Annotated in this window: 14 protein-coding genes; 13 read left to right on the plus strand and 1 reads right to left on the minus strand. The window is 53.6% G+C overall.

What is annotated here, in order from left to right; translation table 11 throughout:
- Positions 1-74: 74 nt before the first annotated feature.
- The 8 genes from DFP95_RS08635 (at position 75) to hemB (ending at position 8,105) form a co-directional block, all read left to right on the plus strand.
- On the plus strand, positions 75-665 hold the full coding sequence (locus DFP95_RS08635; protein WP_115992183.1) for a non-ribosomal peptide synthetase module: 591 nt from the start codon (positions 75-77) through the stop codon (positions 663-665).
- A 358-nt stretch (positions 666-1,023) separates the two neighbouring features.
- Positions 1,024-1,425, plus strand: coding sequence for an adenosylmethionine decarboxylase (gene speD, locus DFP95_RS08640; protein ID WP_115992184.1), 402 nt, complete (start codon positions 1,024-1,026; stop codon positions 1,423-1,425).
- A gap of 222 nt (positions 1,426-1,647) precedes the next feature.
- Positions 1,648-3,057 (plus strand): glutamyl-tRNA reductase, encoded by a 1,410-nt coding sequence (hemA, locus tag DFP95_RS08645; protein WP_115992302.1) that lies wholly within the window; start codon positions 1,648-1,650, stop codon positions 3,055-3,057.
- A 27-nt stretch (positions 3,058-3,084) separates the two neighbouring features.
- On the plus strand, positions 3,085-3,906 hold the full coding sequence (gene ccsA / locus DFP95_RS08650) for a cytochrome c biogenesis protein CcsA (protein WP_115992185.1): 822 nt from the start codon (positions 3,085-3,087) through the stop codon (positions 3,904-3,906).
- Between the two features lie 51 nt (positions 3,907-3,957).
- Positions 3,958-4,611, plus strand: a complete 654-nt coding sequence (locus DFP95_RS08655; RefSeq protein ID WP_115992186.1) for a precorrin-2 dehydrogenase/sirohydrochlorin ferrochelatase family protein — start codon at positions 3,958-3,960, stop codon at positions 4,609-4,611.
- A 6-nt stretch (positions 4,612-4,617) separates the two neighbouring features.
- Complete coding sequence (hemC, locus tag DFP95_RS08660) at positions 4,618-5,556, plus strand: hydroxymethylbilane synthase (RefSeq protein WP_115992187.1); 939 nt, start codon at positions 4,618-4,620, stop codon at positions 5,554-5,556.
- 3 nt (positions 5,557-5,559) lie between these two features.
- A complete protein-coding gene (cobA, locus tag DFP95_RS08665; RefSeq protein WP_115992188.1) occupies positions 5,560-7,110 on the plus strand; it encodes a uroporphyrinogen-III C-methyltransferase in 1,551 nt (516 codons plus the stop codon).
- 5 nt (positions 7,111-7,115) lie between these two features.
- Positions 7,116-8,105 carry a porphobilinogen synthase gene (hemB, locus tag DFP95_RS08670; protein WP_115992189.1) on the plus strand — a complete coding sequence of 330 codons (990 nt, stop codon included), beginning with the start codon at positions 7,116-7,118 and terminating at the stop codon, positions 8,103-8,105.
- Between the two features lie 37 nt (positions 8,106-8,142).
- Here hemB and DFP95_RS08675 read toward each other — a convergent pair whose 3' ends face one another.
- The gene (locus DFP95_RS08675; RefSeq protein ID WP_115992190.1) at positions 8,143-8,805 is read right to left on the minus strand and encodes a Crp/Fnr family transcriptional regulator; all 663 of its coding nucleotides are present in this window, start codon (positions 8,803-8,805) and stop codon (positions 8,143-8,145) included.
- An 84-nt stretch (positions 8,806-8,889) separates the two neighbouring features.
- Between DFP95_RS08675 and hemL the strand changes: the two genes are divergently transcribed.
- The 5 genes from hemL to murC all read left to right on the plus strand — a co-directional run bounded on the left by hemL (position 8,890) and on the right by murC (position 17,518).
- Positions 8,890-10,191 (plus strand): glutamate-1-semialdehyde 2,1-aminomutase, encoded by a 1,302-nt coding sequence (gene hemL, locus DFP95_RS08680; RefSeq protein WP_115992191.1) that lies wholly within the window; start codon positions 8,890-8,892, stop codon positions 10,189-10,191.
- Between the two features lie 187 nt (positions 10,192-10,378).
- Positions 10,379-11,608, plus strand: a complete 1,230-nt coding sequence (locus tag DFP95_RS08685) for a LysM peptidoglycan-binding domain-containing protein (RefSeq protein WP_115992192.1) — start codon at positions 10,379-10,381, stop codon at positions 11,606-11,608.
- Positions 11,609-12,053: 445 nt separating this feature from the next.
- Positions 12,054-14,720, plus strand: a complete 2,667-nt coding sequence (locus tag DFP95_RS08690; protein WP_115992193.1) for a valine--tRNA ligase — start codon at positions 12,054-12,056, stop codon at positions 14,718-14,720.
- Between the two features lie 19 nt (positions 14,721-14,739).
- Positions 14,740-16,128, plus strand: a complete 1,389-nt coding sequence (locus DFP95_RS08695) for a bifunctional folylpolyglutamate synthase/dihydrofolate synthase (protein ID WP_425453261.1) — start codon at positions 14,740-14,742, stop codon at positions 16,126-16,128.
- 7 nt (positions 16,129-16,135) lie between these two features.
- The gene (murC, locus tag DFP95_RS08700; RefSeq protein ID WP_181907324.1) at positions 16,136-17,518 is read left to right on the plus strand and encodes a UDP-N-acetylmuramate--L-alanine ligase; all 1,383 of its coding nucleotides are present in this window, start codon (positions 16,136-16,138) and stop codon (positions 17,516-17,518) included.
- The last annotated feature ends 73 nt before the right edge of the window (positions 17,519-17,591 follow it).

Genomic DNA, 17,591 nt, shown 5'->3' on the forward strand with positions numbered 1-17,591 from the left:
CTAGCGAATTAGCGTATAATAAAGTTAGTTATCGAGTATGACAATCGCAAGACAATGGGAATTGAGGAGATTTTATGGCTCAACGGGTAGCCACGGAGTATGTCAATGCCAGTCTGACACTGACGGAAGCCGAAATGCCGAGATTGATCTCTCTATGCGAAGTCCAGCAGCTTAGGTTGCAAGTATTTGTTTTGGATAACGGCAATCAAGAGGTCGTGTTAGAAGAAGACGCGGGCGGAGAGTCCATTCGCTTAACCTTCGAACGAAGCAACAGACAATATCGATGCACGTTGACTTGTCGCGTTGTTCAACCAAAACTAACTAACACTTTACGCAAGCTCGTTTCTTCTTTCAAAGGCGATGCGGTCGTCAACCGGATTTATCCGAGCTACACGATGGTCTATCATTACATTAAAGGCAACGTAGTGCGCATCGTGGAGAGCAAGGATGCTCTGCTGAGGACGGTATTCGAGCAAAGCGATACGCTAGTAAAACTTCAATCCCAATTTAACCTGTGCTCGGTCGAAGAAGAAATCAACCGATTGCGCGGATCCGTCAACGAGCTCCTGGACATTCGCAATGTTACGAAGGAACCGGAACTTATTTCGGATATCGATCAAAGATTGAAATATCATAGCCGTCTATTATTCGCGTTAGAAGCTTAAGCGAACAGCAGACTCGGCCTTGGAAAGAGCCATCGGATGGCTCTTTTCTTTTGTCGCCGGCTTCGCACCACGAGGCGGGATGGCGCATAATTTAGGGCGTAACGGCATTGCGGTGGGCTTTGCGTGTAAATCGGGGAAATCCACGGCGCGGGGAAAACGGATTGCCGGGCGAGCAAAAAAAACAGTTGCATTTACCCACGATAGATGTTATTTTTAGATTCGTTGACAACACAATACAATAGGAACCAGGATTCACTCAAGGAATGCGGTGAGAGCAAATTCCCTCCAAGTGAATGACGTAGGTCCTAGCGGATGAAATCAGTTTCACATTTTATTCCTAGGAAGGGGGAACCGAAAGATGGAGTACTCGACTTTCGGACGGCACGTTGCGGTTGACACATGGGGAGGAAACATTGATTTACTGAACAGTGCGGAACTTCTCCAATCGCACATGGTGGAAGCAGCTGAAGCATGCGGCGCGACCGTATTATCGGTTCAAGCAAAGCAATTCGAACCTCAAGGCGCAACCGTTTTGGTTCTGTTATCGGAGAGTCACATCTCCATTCACACGTATCCTGAGAAGGGCTTTGCCGCGATCGATTGTTATACCTGTGGCGAAACCGTGGATCCGCAAGCAGCAATTGACTATCTAGTCAACGTACTGAAGCCGGAAAAAACTTATGCGAAGAAATTGATCCGTGGACTCGGTGAAATGGAAGTCGTAGAACCGATGATGAAGCAGGTCGAACTCGTTAAATAACAAAAAAGCGAAAGCCATGGGGGTATTAACTCCATGGCTTTTTTCATACGTATTAGGAATAGCGCTGGGACAAATCGCCGACAATAGAAAAAAGCGCCGCAGACGGAGCGGTTTTCATAAAGTTTTCATATTTGAGGGAAAAGTGATCGTACAACTATGCTATAATAATCGATGACATACAGGATAGTCCTTACTCCTATGCAGAAAGTCGGGTGATTGCTGATGCATCTTATCGTTGTCGGATTGAATTACCGTACGGCCCCCGTGGAAATGAGGGAACGCTTTACGTTGTCGGATAAGGAGATGCCGCTTGCGTTGCAGGCGTTGAAGCAAACGACCGGCATTCTTGAAGGAGTCGTCGTGGCTACCTGCAACCGGACGGAAATTTACGCGGTCGTTGACCGGCTTCACCTGTGCGGACATCATATACGCGCATTCATGGAGCAATGGTTCAAAATACCGCGCAAGGAATTCAACTCGCATTTGTATATGTACGAAGACGATCGGTCGGTGGAGCATTTGTTCCGGGTCGCAAGCGGCCTCGATTCCATGATTATCGGAGAAACTCAGATTCTCGGACAAGTACGCGACGCTTTCTTGCTCGCGCAAGAGCAGCAAGCGACAGGCACGCTGTTCAACCGATTGTTCAAGCAGGCTATTACGTTAGCCAAGCGCGCGCACTCAGAAACCTCGGTCGGAGAGAGCGCGGTATCCGTCAGTTACGCGGCTGTGGAGCTCGGCAAGCGTATCTTCGGACGGTTCGACGATAAGAAGGTCATGATCATGGGTGCGGGGAAAATGAGCGAGTTAACCGCGCAGCACCTCCATAGCAATGGGGCTAAAGAGGTGTTCGTCGTCAACCGGACGATCGAGAAAGCGGCCGATTTGGCCGGGAAGTTCCAAGGCACCGCAATGACGTTCGACGAAGCCATGGATAGATTGAAAGATACAGACATCGTCATTAGTAGCACGGGAGCGGAGAAATTCGTTATCAGCCGGAAGCATATCGAAGCCGCGATGTCCGCGCGTAAGAAAAAGCCTCTTTTTCTGATCGATATCGCCGTGCCTCGGGATATCGAGCCTTCGTGCGGAGATATACCGAACGTCTTTCTCTACGATATCGACGATCTCGAAGGCATCGTGGAATCGAACATGGCGAAACGCCGCAAGGAAGCCGCCATAATCGAGGAAATGATCGAGCTTGAGCAGGAAGCTTACCAACAATGGTATGCGACCCTAGGAGTCAGCCCTCTGATCAGGGCGCTTCAGGATAAGGCTGCATCCATTCAAGAGAATACTTTGGAGAGCTTGTTGCGCAAGCTTCCCGAGCTGGACGAGCGGCAAGTCAAAGTCATTCGCAAGCTAACCAAGAGCATCGTCAATCAAGTCATACATGATCCTATATTGCGTATCAAAGAACTTGCGGCCGAGAAACGCAGCGACGAAGCGATGAAGCTATTCGTTCAATTGTTCGCCTTGGAAGACGAAGTCGCGATTCTGAAGGCGGAACAAATCGCCGAGGAGAAATCGCGGAAAGAATTGATTTCGTCGTCCAGAAGCGCCGAATCGACACCGGGCTCCATGAGGGATGTCGAGATATTGTTATCCCAACTCGCAGGCGCACTTAGATAAAGCAAGGATGCCGGAGGCGCTGCCCCCATGATAACGCAAGATTGGTTAACCGACGCCGTACTTTATATTTATGCCCTGAGCCTGCTTTTCTTCGTGTCCGACGCCGCTTCCGGCAACCGGAGCGCCAGAAAGGTGGGCACAGGGCTCCTTGTTTTTGTTTGGGTGCTTCAGGGCGTTTTTTTATTGGTCTTATTGGTGGACCGATTTTCGGTTCCGGCGTTGACGCTTAGGGATTATTTGTTTTTCGTGTCTTGGTTGCTGGTCTCCGCGTCCTTTATTCTTAATCGGATTGTCCGGGCGGAGTTGCTCGTCCTTCTCGTCAACGTCGTTGGTTTCGCCGTACTGGCCCTTAATTTGATCGAACGCAATCGGCAAAAGGTGGAGCTGGAGCCGTGGGAAGTCGCTAGACGATTGTTGCTGGTACATGTCGGGCTGATTACGTTAGCCTTCGCGGTATTAACGATAACGGCGATTCTGGGCTTGATGTATTTATTCCTCCATCAGAGGTTGAAAGCAAAGAAGTGGTCGCATGTGATGAGCCGGATGCCTAGCTTGGAATGGATCGATCAATACGCTTACCGTGCAGGCCTGATCGGTGTTCCGTTGCTGTTGTTGTCGCTATCCACGGGGACGGTGGCGCTATTGCTGGACGGCAGTCCGGCGAAGCTGTTGGACGAGAAGGTACTGTTCTCGTTCGCTGCCGGTGCCCTTTATATTTTTTATTTGATTCGAAGATTGGCCTCTCTCGATGACGGGACAAAGCTGGCGATCTGGAATCTGTTGGGGTATGCTTTATTGGTTACGGGTTTCTTCGTTAGCTCGCTATCCTCGTTTCATCAGATGCTTTAGTCGCTAGTCGAGTAATAGGTAAATAGATTCGTTGCGAGAGGAGCATTGTCCGTGGCCGGCTGGTATCCGATCATTCTACAGATGGATGGACGAAGATGCATCGTCGTAGGCGGCGGCGCCGTCGCGCAACGGAAATCGGAAGGCTTGCTGCAAGCAAAGGCGGATATTCGCGTAATAAGTCCCAAGCTAACGCCGGTATTGCAAGAATGGGCGAACGCCGGTTTATTGCAATGGGACGAGCGGGAAGCCAAGGAAGAAGATTTGGACGGCGCAACTCTCGTATTCGCGGCGACGGATCGGCCGGAAGTCAACCGCTGGATTGCCGAAATTGCCGGTCTAAGAGGCATTCCGTACAATATTGCGGACAATGGCGAAGAAGGAGATTTTCTTGTGCCGGCCGTATTGCGGCAAGGGGATTTGATTCTCGCGGCCAGCGCTTCCGGTGCGGGGCCTGCTCTTGCGAAACGCATCATTAACGAGCTTGCGGAACGCTACGGTCCCGAATATGACGAGAACGTCAAGGCGCTCAGGACGATTCGCGAGATCGTGAAGTCGGAGATATCGGATATTACCGAACGGCGCGAGCTGCTTCAAGTCGCGGTAACCGACGAGGCGCTAGAGGAATGGCGTTCGGCAGCATGGATTCGAGATAAGGACAGGCTGATCGCTCGATTACGTCAACGTGTAAATGACCGGAAGGGATAGATACATATGCGCAATATAATAGTGGGGTCAAGGCAAAGCACGCTCGCGATAACGCAAACGAATCAGACGATACAAGCGCTAAGAGAGATATGCGCAAGGGAAGATCTTGCTTATACATTCGAGGTGAAGCCCATCGTGACCCGAGGGGATCGCATATTGGACGTCACCTTGTCCAAGGTCGGGGGAAAAGGGTTATTCGTTAAAGAAATCGAGGAAGCGTTGCTGAACGGAGAAATCGATCTTGCTATCCACAGCATGAAGGATATGCCCTTCGATCTTCCTGAAGGACTAGTCATAGGCGCGATTCCGTTACGCGAAGATCCCCGGGATTGCTTGATCGGCAGAGAAGGCAAAGGATTGGCCGACTTGCCGATCGGAGCGCGAATTGGAACGAGCAGCCTAAGGAGAGCGGCGCAACTGCAAGCCCATCGCCCGGATTTACGCATCGAATCGATTCGGGGGAATATCGATACCCGCTTGCGCAAGTTAGATGAAGAAGGCTTCGACGCCATACTCCTCGCGGCGGCTGGTCTACACCGCATGGGCTGGAAAGATCGCATCACGGAATATCTTTCGCCCGAAGTATGCTTGCCTGCCGTCGGGCAAGGCGCCTTGGCGGTCGAGTGCCGAGGTGACGATAAGGACGTGCTTGCGCTGCTCAGCCTGCTCAACGACCCGGATACCGAGCGAACGGTAGCCGCGGAAAGGCGATTGCTCGGTTTGTTGAACGGGGGTTGCCAGATCCCGATCGGAGCGTTTGCCCGACTTGAAACAAGCGATGGGGCTTCGGTGGTACTATTGCAAGGAATGGTGTCATCTCCAGACGGCATCAGCATGCTGAAGGAGAGCGCGAGCGGTTCCGACCCTCTGCGGGTCGGCTCTGATGTCGCTCAAGCTCTGCTTGGCCGCGGGGCCGACCATCTTCTTGCGGAAGCGAGGGAGTAGCGAATGGTCAAAGGAATAGTTTACCTGGTCGGCGCGGGTCCGGGCGATCCCAAGCTGATCACCGTTCGCGGGTTGGAGGCTTTGAAGCGCTCCGACGTTATCGTGTTCGACCGGCTTGCTGGTCCCCAATTGCTGAACCATGCCAGACCCGACGCCGAACGTATCTACGTAGGGAAGCTTCCGGACCGTCATACGATGAAGCAAGAGGACATTAATCAGTTACTCGTTGATCTGGCGCTACAGGGAAAAACCGTTATTCGGTTAAAAGGCGGCGACCCGACCGTCTTCGGGCGCGTTGGCGAAGAAGCGGATTTACTGCAGAAGAACGGCATCTTATATGAGATCATACCCGGCATTACATCCGCGATCGCGGTACCTGCTTACGCGGGCATTCCCGTGACCCATCGCGATATGGCTTCCTCCTTTTCCGTTATAACGGGCCATGAGAGCCCCGACAAACTCGATCATTCGATCTATTGGGATAAAGTAACGAACGCCACGGGCACGCTTGTTTTCTTGATGGGCGTCGCCAAGATCGGCTATATTAGCGAACAATTGATCAAGCACGGCAGATCGGTCGATACGCCCGTCGCCCTCGTGCAATGGGGGACAAGGGCGGAGCAAAGGACGGTCGTGGGCACTCTCGGCGATATCGACGAGAAGGTCAAGGCGGCCAACCTGAAACCTCCGGCCGTTATTGTCGTCGGCGATGTCGTTCGCCAGCGCGAGACGCTGTCTTGGATAGAGAAGAAGCCTTTGTTCGGTCAACGGATACTCGTTACCCGGGCCCGATCGCAAGCGAGCGAATTGCTGGCCAAGATCGACGACCTGGGAGGCGAAACGTACGAGTTTCCCGTTATCGAGACCAAATGGCCGACATCGTCGGAAGCGGTTCAAGCGATCGAGCGGGCATTGGGTCAAGCGGACGACTACGATTGGGTCATGCTGACTAGCGTAAACGGAGTAGAGTTTTTCTTCGGTTGGTTGGATCGTTGCGGCATTGATATCCGCAGGTTTCACCGGGCCAAATTCGCCGCCGTCGGGCCTATGACGGCCGAGGCGCTTGCTTCGCGAGGTATTCGAGCCGATCTGCTGCCGGAAAGCTTCCGCGCGGAAAGCTTACTGGAAAGCTTGGACGGCCTGATCGTGCCCGGGCAGCTTGCATTGCTGCCGCGAGGGGATTTGGCGAGGGAAACTTTGCCGAAGGAACTTAAGGAGCGAGAGGTTCGTACGGTGGAGATCGACGTGTACGAGACTTGCTTGGCGGCACCGCGGGATTTGTGGTTACCGGAAATGATAGCCGGCGGCGAGATTCACGTCATTACGTTCACGAGCTCCTCGACGGTAATCAATTTGCTGGAGGCTTTGCGCCAACTAGGCTTGAAGGAGCCGGCGGAAGCGTTGCGAGGCGTCGAGATCGCTTGCATCGGACCCGTTACGGCGAAGACGGCGGAAGAGAACGGCTTGCAAGTCACGATTATTCCCGAGAAATACACGATAGAAGGTTTAGTGGATGCGTTGGTCGAGAGACGGCGCGTTACGAAAGGAGATTGACGGACATGGCTTATCCTTTGGTTAGACATCGCAGATTAAGAAGCACGGATGCCTTGCGTAGTCTTGTAAGAGAAACAAGCGTTGGAACGAACGATCTGATCGCGCCAATCTTCGTAACGGAGGGGACGGCCGTGAAGGACGAAATTACTTCGATGCCGGGCGTCTATCATTGGTCTTTGGATACGTTGGAAGAAGAACTCGCGGAAATCGTGGGGGTAGGTATACAGGCCGTGCTTATATTCGGAGTTCCCGATCACAAAGACGCTACCGGAACGTCCGCGTTCGATGAAGATGGAATCGTGCAGAGGGCTATCCGTAAAATAAAAGCTCTGTACCCGGGGCTAGTGGTCATAGCGGATACTTGCTTGTGCCAATTCACCGATCACGGTCATTGCGGGGTTGTCCATACGACCGATTGCGGAGCGGAAATCGACAACGACGAGTCTCTCGCGTTGCTTGCGAAAGCGGCGGTCGCGCAGGCTAAAGCCGGCGCGGACATTATCGCTCCTTCCAATATGATGGACGGTTTCGTAGCCGCGATTCGCCAAGGGCTGGACGAGGCGGGTTTTACCAACACGCCGATTATGTCGTACGCTGTCAAATACTCGTCCGCGTATTACGGTCCTTTCCGGGAAGCGGTGCATTCCACTCCGCAATTCGGAGATCGCAAAACGTACCAGATGGATCCTGCCAACGCGCGGGAAGCTTTAAGGGAGGCCCAATCCGACGTGGACGAAGGTGCCGATTTCCTCATGGTGAAGCCGGGCCTCGCGTACTTGGACATCGTAAGAATGCTTAGGGATCGGTACTCCTTGCCTATCGTTATCTATAACGTAAGCGCGGAGTATTCGATGGTGAAGGCCGCGGCTTTGCAGGGATGGATAGACGAGAAGGCGGTCGTGCTGGAGACGTTAACCGGAATGAAACGCGCGGGTGCGGATTTAATCATCACTTATCACGCCAAAGATGCCGCGCGTTGGTTGAAGGGGAATTAAAGCGAAAGGAAGGATAGATGCCGGAGCAATCCGTCGTTTAACCGCGAAGTTTTAGTAAATTCAGCTTGTATTCGTTGATGCCGAACTGCAAGACGCCGCGCGTCTCCAGCTCCCTAATGACTTCGGACAGGATGGCTTTGGTTACGCCGGCCATCTGGGCAAGCTCGTCGTAGTTCAGCGACATGTGAATGGAAATGATATTGCCGTCGCGTTTGCCGCTCTTGTTCGCGAGCGAAATCAGATTTTTGAGCACGCGGGTTCTTCCGTCGAGGAAGGTCAAATCATTCACGTGCTCGTTGGTCGTGCGCAGTCGGCGGCATAATTCGGATAATATGCCCCTCGTGATATCGAAGTGGGTTTCCATCAATTCCATGAATTGCTCCGAGCTAAGCTCCAATACGGTCGTGGGCTCCAAGGTTTGCGCCGAAGCGGAACGAGGTCGACCGTCCAGCAAGGACAGCTCGCCGAAGCTTTCGCCGCCATTGACTAATGAAAGCACCTTTTCTTCTCCCGAATTACTCTTCGTGAACAGCTTAAGTGAACCTGCAAGGACGACGTAGAAGGTTAAACCCATCTCTTTCTCGTGAAAGAGAATCGTTCCGGCGGGGATTGTCCGCCTGTGGGAAATTCTAAGAATATGTTCCAGTTGAGCGTCGTTTAAGTTGTCAAAAAGAGAAACCTTTTTCAGCCATTCGATCATGTTAATCTCTCCCGCTCCGCTAAGTTACGATATGAACAAGTTTACCACAGCCTTTTCCAATTCAGATAGTAGGATGTGTCGAATATGAGCAAAAAACATCGAACGCGCATAGATACCCGCTCCAAAGAGGCTTTCGAACGCGCGAAACGCGTCATACCGGGAGGCGTCAACAGTCCCGTGCGGGCATTCAAGTCCGTGAATCAGACTCCGCTCGTCATAGAGCGCGGGGAGGGGAGCCGCATCACGGATATCGATGGGCAAACATACATCGATTACGTGCTTTCGTGGGGGCCTTTAATCGCGGGACACGCCCATCCGGAAGTGGTCGAAGCCATTAAACGGACGGCGGAAAAAGGAACGAGCTTCGGGGCTCCGACGGAGTTGGAGACGTTGATGGCGGAGCTCGTATGCGAACGCGTGCCTTCCGTAGAAGTCGTAAGAATGGTCAACTCGGGTACGGAAGCTACGATGAGCGCGCTAAGGTTAGCTCGAGGATTCACGAATCGGAGCAAAATCCTGAAATTCGAAGGCTCGTATCACGGACATGCGGACAGCTTGCTAATTAAAGCGGGCTCCGGAGTCGCTACGCTAGGTTTGCCGGATAGCCCGGGAGTGCCCAAGAGCGTGGCGGCGCATACGCTGACGGTCCCTTACAACGACTTAGAATCGGTTAAGCTTGCTTTCGAACGCTACGGCGAAGAAATCGCGGCTATTATCGTTGAACCGATAGCGGGTAACATGGGCGTCGTACCGCCATTGCCGGGATTCTTGGCCGGCTTGCGCGAGGTGACTTCAAATTACGGAAGCTTGCTCATCTTCGACGAGGTCATGACGGGATTCCGGGTCCACTTGAATTGCGCTCAAGGACTCTATGGCATTACGCCCGATTTGACGTGCTTGGGCAAAGTCATCGGCGGGGGCTTGCCGGTAGGCGCATACGGCGGAAGACGGGAAATCATGGACAAGATGGCCCCGGTCGGCCCGATTTACCAAGCCGGCACTTTGTCGGGTAATCCATTGGCGATGGCTGCGGGTTACACGACTCTCAAACTGATGACGGAGGAATCTTACCGGTTGTTGGAGCGGTTGTCGGTCCGTCTGCATGCGGGACTCGAGCGCAACGCGGCGGAGACGGGTATTCCGATGACGATCAATCGCGTGGGTTCCATGGTTTGCCCCTTCTTTACGGATAAACATGTCATCAATTACGATTTGGCCAAGACGGCGAACACGGAACGCTTCCGCACGGTTTTCCGCAGGCTGCTGGACAACGGCGTGAACATTGCTCCGTCGCCTTTCGAAGGCTGGTTCGTTTCGATCGCCCACAGCGTTGACGACATCGACGAGACGATCGAAGCACACAGAGCGGCAATGCTGAAACTGTAAAAACCTATGCTCCGGCGGGAACTTCCCCGCCGGAGTTTTTCTTTGTCCTCCTTCATGGCAAAAAAGCCGAGGGGGGTTGTTTGCATTTTCAGTCATGCCCGCCTTTCGGCGGCATATAGATAATTAGTGAATTGTAACGGCCCCGATCCATGCCATCGGGTGCTTATGCCGAAAGGAGGACTTCGTCGTGACGGACCAGTTGAACGGGTTGCGATTCGATATTTACGAACGTGTGCATCTCCCTGACGATGTAGCCGCAATCGAAGAGTTGGAAGAAATCGAGTTGGTGCCCCACATGCAGGCGCTACCTCAGGACGATCAGGTTCTATTGAGAGGTCACTTGTTACTGTCGGGGATCTATCGGGCTAAGGATTCCTCCGGAGTATCTCAGCTGGAACACTGGATTCCGGTCGAAATCTCTCTGCCGCTAAACCGGATCCAAAGCGTGGAAGAGCTCGCCGTCGAGATCGACAACTTCGACGTGGACCTGCTTACGTCGCGTTCCTTAAACGTGACGGGCGTGCTCGCCTTGCGCGGGCTTCAGGTACAGTCTACTCAGAGTCCGATATGGCGCGACGATAGTTTCACCGTCGTTCACCAAGCGCAACCGGAGTCGGATGAGGATTCCGCGCGATTCTCGGCGCCCGACCGTAACGAATTCGATTCGGGCAACAAGGCGTCGCTATCGGAAAATCTCTATTCGACGGATGCGGACGAGGATCTGATCGAACAGGACAGGGAAGACGTATGGGGCTTGCAATCCGAGACGGATGCCCTAACGAACGAGACGACCAAAGAAAGCAGTTGGCTGTCGATGTTCCAGAATTTGGAGGAAGCCAGAAGAGACGAGGCCTTAGCCGACGATCCGCCCGTGGACAAAGCGCAATTCGACGCCTCCGCCTGGGGGGACGTGTCGAAGGAAAGGATTGCCGAACTAGAAAGGACGGCCGAGCCTTACCCGTACCTATACCCGACTCCGGAACCGGAGCTCCAGGTCTCTAACGAACCTGCGGTGGAGGAAAAACCGGATCTTCGGGTCGCTCTAGGAGGCAGAACGCTGGATCCCGCCGTGCAACAGCAACAAACCGGGGTCGGGCTACTGTCCCAGTTGGGTGAGAAGGGCGCCAAACGCGAAGCTGAGCTTCGCATCTTGGAGGCGGCACAAGCCGAAGAGAAGGCGCAGCTAGCGAACAATCCCGCGCAGAGCAGCGGCGACGAGCTCGAATGGACGCGGTTGTTCTTGAACAACGGCGCGCAGACGCATTCCTTCCGCAAAGTGAGGATGTGCATCGTCCAAAGGGAAGAGACGCTCGACTCGATTGCTAGTCGCTACAACGTTCAGCCAAGGGAACTGCAGCTGTATAACCGCTTGCACGAGCCTTATTTATCGGAAGGTCAAGTGCTCTACATTCCATGACGGCCTAGTCGAACCCGTTTCTCCTCTCGTCGGGAGGGAGACGGGTTTTTCGCGCGGCTTGACCGCATATTGACTCTCTAACGGGTGGAGAGTAAAATAAGTAACAATAACAAGGATAGGGAAGAGTATGCAGATTATCCATCAGAGAGCGGAGCCGCTGCCAAGTCAGCGCTGAGAGGTTCCGCGGACGCAAGCTGCTGCGAGTCGCCCTGGAGTTTCCTGCTGAAGATCGTCCACATCGGGGCGATTGCATAGGACAGGACGGCAGCAACCGTTATTTTGCGACGAGTGCCGCCCGGAGTAACATAACCGGCGGAACGAAGGTGGTACCACGGAAGTTTACCTTTCGTCCTTTGCGACGGGAGGTTTTTGTGTTTTTTACGCTCTTTGCGGGGAAACCCGGCAGAGGTGCAGAGAATGATGTCTTATGGAGGTTGTGTCACTCATGTCCGAAACCCAAGAACGGCAGAACGCGGAAATGCCGACGACTTACGATCCGACGAGCGCGGAGCGCAAATGGTACGAATTCTGGTTGAATAACGGTTACTTCGAAGCGGGACGCCGTCCCGACGCGCCTAAGTACACCATCGTCATTCCCCCGCCGAACGTGACGGGCATGCTGCATATCGGCCATGCCCTTGATTTCACTTTGCAAGATATCCTCATCCGGTTCAAGCGGATGCAAGGTTTCGACGCGTTGTGGCTTCCGGGAACGGACCATGCGGGAATCGCGACTCAAACCAAAGTAGAGCAGAAGCTCCGCGAAGAGGGCTTGAGCCGGTACGACCTGGGACGCGAAGCATTCCTGGAGAAAGTATGGGAGTGGAAAGATCACTACGCGGGGACGATTCGCGAGCAATGGTCCAAGATGGGCTTAAGCCTCGACTATTCGCGCGAACGCTTTACGTTGGACGAGGGCTTGTCCAAGGCCGTGCGGGAAGTTTTCGTCCGCCTCTACGACAAAGGTTTGATCTATCGGGGAAAAAGAATCATTAACTGGGATCCGGCGGCGCGCACGGCGTTATCGGATATCGAAGTTGAACATAAAGAAGTCAACGGACACCTCTATCATCTGCGGTATCCGCTGGCAGACGGCGGCGGATATATTACCGTTGCCACGACAAGGCCGGAGACGATGCTTGGGGACACGGCGGTAGCCGTTCATCCGGAGGATGATCGATATACGCACCTCATCGGTAAGATGATTATGCTTCCGATCGTAAACAGGGAAATTCCGATCATCGGGGACGAATACGTCGAGAAGGATTTCGGAAGCGGAGCGGTCAAGATTACGCCCGCCCACGATCCGAACGATTTCGAAGTCGGCGCAAGGCACGATCTGCCGCAGATTACGGTCATGGACGAAGGCGGCCGCATGAACGAGCATGCGGGACCTTACCAAGGCATGGATCGCGCGGATTGCCGCAAAGCGATCGTAAAAGATATGCAGGAGCAAGGGATTTGCGTCGGAATCGAGGACCACGTACATCAAGTAGGCCACAGCGAACGTTCCGGCGCCGTGGTAGAGCCGTATTTGTCTACGCAATGGTTCGTCGACATGAAGCCTCTTGCGGCGAAAGCGATCGAATCCCAGAAATCCGGCGAAGGCGTTCATTTCGTGCCCGACCGCTTCGAGAAAATATACTTACAATGGATAGAGAACGTACGCGATTGGTGCATTTCCCGTCAATTATGGTGGGGCCACCGCATTCCGGCATGGCATCACGAAGCGACCGGAGAAATTTACGTGGGATTGGAAGCTCCCGAAGGTGCGGACCAAGAAGGCTCTCCGTGGAAACAGGATAACGACGTCCTGGATACTTGGTTCAGCTCCGCCCTATGGCCGTTCTCCACTCTCGGTTGGCCGGAAGACACTGCGGACTTGAAAAATTATTATCCGACCGGAGTACTCGTGACGGGTTACGATATCATCTATTTCTGGGTAGCCAGGATGATCTTCACCGCGCTAGAGTTCACGGAGCAAATTCCGTTCAAGGACGTTCTCATTCATGGGCTCGTGCGCGACGCGGAAGGACGCAAAATGTCCAAATCGCTAGGTAACGGAGTGGATCCTCTCGACGTTATCCAGCAATACGGCGCGGATGCGATGCGATACATGATATCGACGAGCAGTACGCCGGGCCAGGATTTGCGCTTCAGATTCGAGAAGGTCGAGCAAGCCCGCAACTTCGCGAACAAAATATGGAACGCGTCCCGTTTCGCTCTAATGAACTTGGAAGGATTCAAGCACGAACATATCGACCTCGCCGGCGAGTTGTCGACGGCGGATCGTTGGATTCTTCACAGGTTCAACGAGACGGCACGGGACATCACCCGTCTCATGGAAAGCTACGAATTCGGCGAAACCGGGCGGTTGCTATACAACTTTATTTGGGATGATCTATGCGACTGGTACATCGAGTTCTCGAAGCTTACGCTATACGGAGACAATCCGGCAGCTAAGAAGAGCACGCAATCCGTTCTGGCCTATGTGCTGGATCGTACGCTGCGCCTGCTGCATCCGTTCATGCCATATCTTTCGGAGGAAATCTGGCAGCATCTGCCGCACGAGCCTGGCGAGACGATTATGCTGGCCTCTTGGCCGGAATACCGCGGAGATTTCGAAGCCGCTAGCTCGCTTAAGGAAATGGAGCTCTTGATGGAAGCTATTCGCGCCGTTCGTAACGTTCGCGCGGAAGTGAACGTTTCCCCCGGGAAGAAAATCGAGTTGCTGCTGAAGCCTACGGGTGAAGCGGAAGAGGGAATCTTCCTGCGGAACGAAATTTACGTTCAACGCTTCTGCAATACTTCGGCCTATACGCTCGATCGTGCTTTGACCGCCCCCGATAAGGCGATGACGGCGATCATCACCGGAGCCGAGCTTTATTTTCCTCTCGCGGGATTAATCGATATCGCTCAGGAGATTGCCCGGCTTACGAAGGAAGTCGACACTCTGAATGCCGAAGTCGACCGCGTGGAGAAGAAGCTGTCCAACGAAGGATACTTGGCCAAAGCGCCGGCGAACGTCGTCGAGCAGGAACGCGTTAAAGGCCAGGATTACAAGGACAAACGGGATAAAGTGTTGGCTAGGATCGCGGAGCTTCAGGGATGACGGGGGGCAGGGAAGCATGATGAACCATGACAACGCCTCCCCGACGGTCCCGTTTCGGACGGCGGAAGAAGCTATGGCTTGGATAACGGGGCTTACTTCTTTCGGAATCCGACCGGGCTTAGACCGGATCGTTCGGTTAATGGAGACGTTTAATCATCCGCAACGGAGATTAAAGTTTATTCATGTGGCGGGAACGAACGGCAAAGGGTCGGTTTGCGCCTATTTAACGAGCGTGCTAAGACAGTGCGGGTATGACGTAGGGACGTTCACGTCCCCTTATTTGACCTCGTATTCCAATCGTCTCCAATATAATGGGCATGATATAGAAGACGACGTACTGGTTAACCTCGCCAATCGTCTGAAGCCGGTTGCCGAGGAGATGGCATCGGGCGAATGGGGATCCCCCACGATGTTCGAGGTGACGACCGCGCTGGCGTTGCTTTACTACGGAACCGTTGCGTATCCGGATTTCGTCGTATGGGAGACGGGATTGGGCGGCAGACTGGACGTGACGAATATCGTCACCCCGCTTATCAGCGTCATCACGAACATCGGCCATGATCACATGGACGTTCTCGGTCCGACGCTCGAGGATATTACCCGGGAGAAAGCAGGAATCATCAAGGCGGGAGTTCCCGTCGTGACGGCGGTAAGCCAGCCGGAAGCTCTGCGAATCGTACGGGAGACGGCTTCGGAACGGCAAGCGACATTATATCGGCTCGACGGCGATTATGCGTTCCAGCCGCTCGAGATCGCGGAAGATGAGCAAAAGTTCACTTTCCAAGGTCCCTTCCGTGCTATACAATCGTTAACGGTAACGATGAACGGGGTTCACCAATTGAAGAATGCCGCTACCGCGGTCATGACATTGGAAGTCCTGCGCCAATATTACGCGTTAATCTTGGACGATGAAGATTTGGCGACGGGCTTGCGGAACACGACTTGGGCCGGACGACTGGAGATGGTCTCGCGCGATCCGAGGATATTATTGGACGGAGCGCACAATCCCGAAGGTATGGAAGCTTTAAGCATCGCGCTTCGGGACGTGTATAAGTTCGATCGACTAAATGTCATGACGGCAATGATGCCGAATAAGAATCATGAGCAAACCCTGCGGCATATACTACCAATGGTGGATACGCTTGTAATCACGGAACCCGATTTTCACAAAAAAATGAATGCCGCCGACCTGGCCGCCGTCGTCGATCGACTGCGTTCGGAGTTCGGACGGCCGCGGAACGTTATCGTGGAGCCGGATTGGCAGCGTGCTCTGGAGCTTCTGCTTGAAGCATCCGCAGAATCCGCGCCAGACGTTAATACGTTAAACGTGATTACCGGCACTCTATATTTAATTGCCGACGTCCGTTCGTGGCTACTCCACGGAACGAAATCTGAAAAAGGCTGGTGAAGCGTTGTTGCGGACCGCTGAGCACGTGCATTTTATCGGTATCGGAGGATATGGGATGAGCGCCATCGCCCGGGTCATGCTGGAGATGGGTTATCAAGTGTCCGGTTCCGATGTGGTACGCCAGGAATTGACCGACAAGCTGGCTGCCAATGGAGCGCAAATCTATATCGGTCATGAACCGGAGCATGTCCGGGGAGCTGACCTCGTCGTTTATTCAACGGCCCTGTCCAGGGACAACGTCGAACGCCAGGAAGCGGAACACTTAAACATTCCCGTCCTGCATCGGGCGCAGATGTTAGCTCGACTGCTTAATGCCCGTACGGGAATAGCGGTCGCTGGAGCGCACGGCAAGACGACGACCTCCTCCATGATCGCTCTCGTCATGGAAAATTGCGGGCTTGACCCGACATATATTATCGGCGGTGAAATCGTAAACGTCGGAACGAACGCTAAAGCCGGTAAAGGCGAATTCGTCGTCGCGGAAGCGGACGAAAGCGATGGCTCGTTCCTTCAATACGAATCCGCGGTCGGCGTCGTTACGAACATCGAAGCCGATCATCTGGAAAATTACGATGGGGATTTCAATAAGCTGAAAGAAGCTTACGTCTCGTTTCTTCGCAACGTACGGCCGGATGGCTGTGCCGTCGTGTGCGGAGACGACGAAAACATCCGACAGCTTCTTCCCCAGGTGGAAGGACGAAGAGTCGTTACTTACGGCTTGGATTCGGGCGACGCGGAATATCGGGCGACCGATATAGAGCTAGGGGATCGTTGCGCTACGTTTACCGTAAACCACCATGCCGAAGTACTCGGCAAAGTGACTTTGTCCGTGCCGGGAAAACATAACGTGTATAACGCGCTCGCGACGGTTATCGTCTGCCTCGAAGCGGGCGCTCCTTTCGAATCGATAGCCGAGGCCATTCGCGAATTTCGCGGTGCCAAACGACGGTTTCAGGTTCTTGGCGAAGTGAAGGACATGCTGGTTATCGACGATTATGCCCATCACCCTACGGAAATCCAAGCTACGATCCAAGCCGCGAAAGCGACCGGCAAAAGGATTATCGCCGTATTCCAGCCCCAGCGCTATACGAGAACGTTTTTCTTGTTGGACGCGTTCAGCCGGGCATTCGCGGACGCGGATGAAGTCATCATCACCGACATCTATTCACCGGCCGGGGAGCAAAGAATCGAAGGAGTCAATTCGCGCAAACTAGTCGAGCTGATTTCCCAGAACAGCAACTCCAACGTCACGTACGTCCCGACCAAGGAAGAGGTAAGGGAACTGCTGGCGGAGCGCGTTGCTCCCGGAGACCTCGTATTAACGATGGGGGCGGGCGACATCTGGAAAACCGCCGTCGAGCTTTCTCGCATCCTTCGGGAACGGCCATAACGAAAAATAGCAATATCCATCCACAGCCTTCGGTGAAATATGCCGAAGGCTGTTTCGATTCTATATTCATATT

The organism is Cohnella lupini, from assembly GCF_003386205.1.
GTDB classification, from domain to species: domain Bacteria; phylum Bacillota; class Bacilli; order Paenibacillales; family Paenibacillaceae; genus Cohnella; species Cohnella lupini.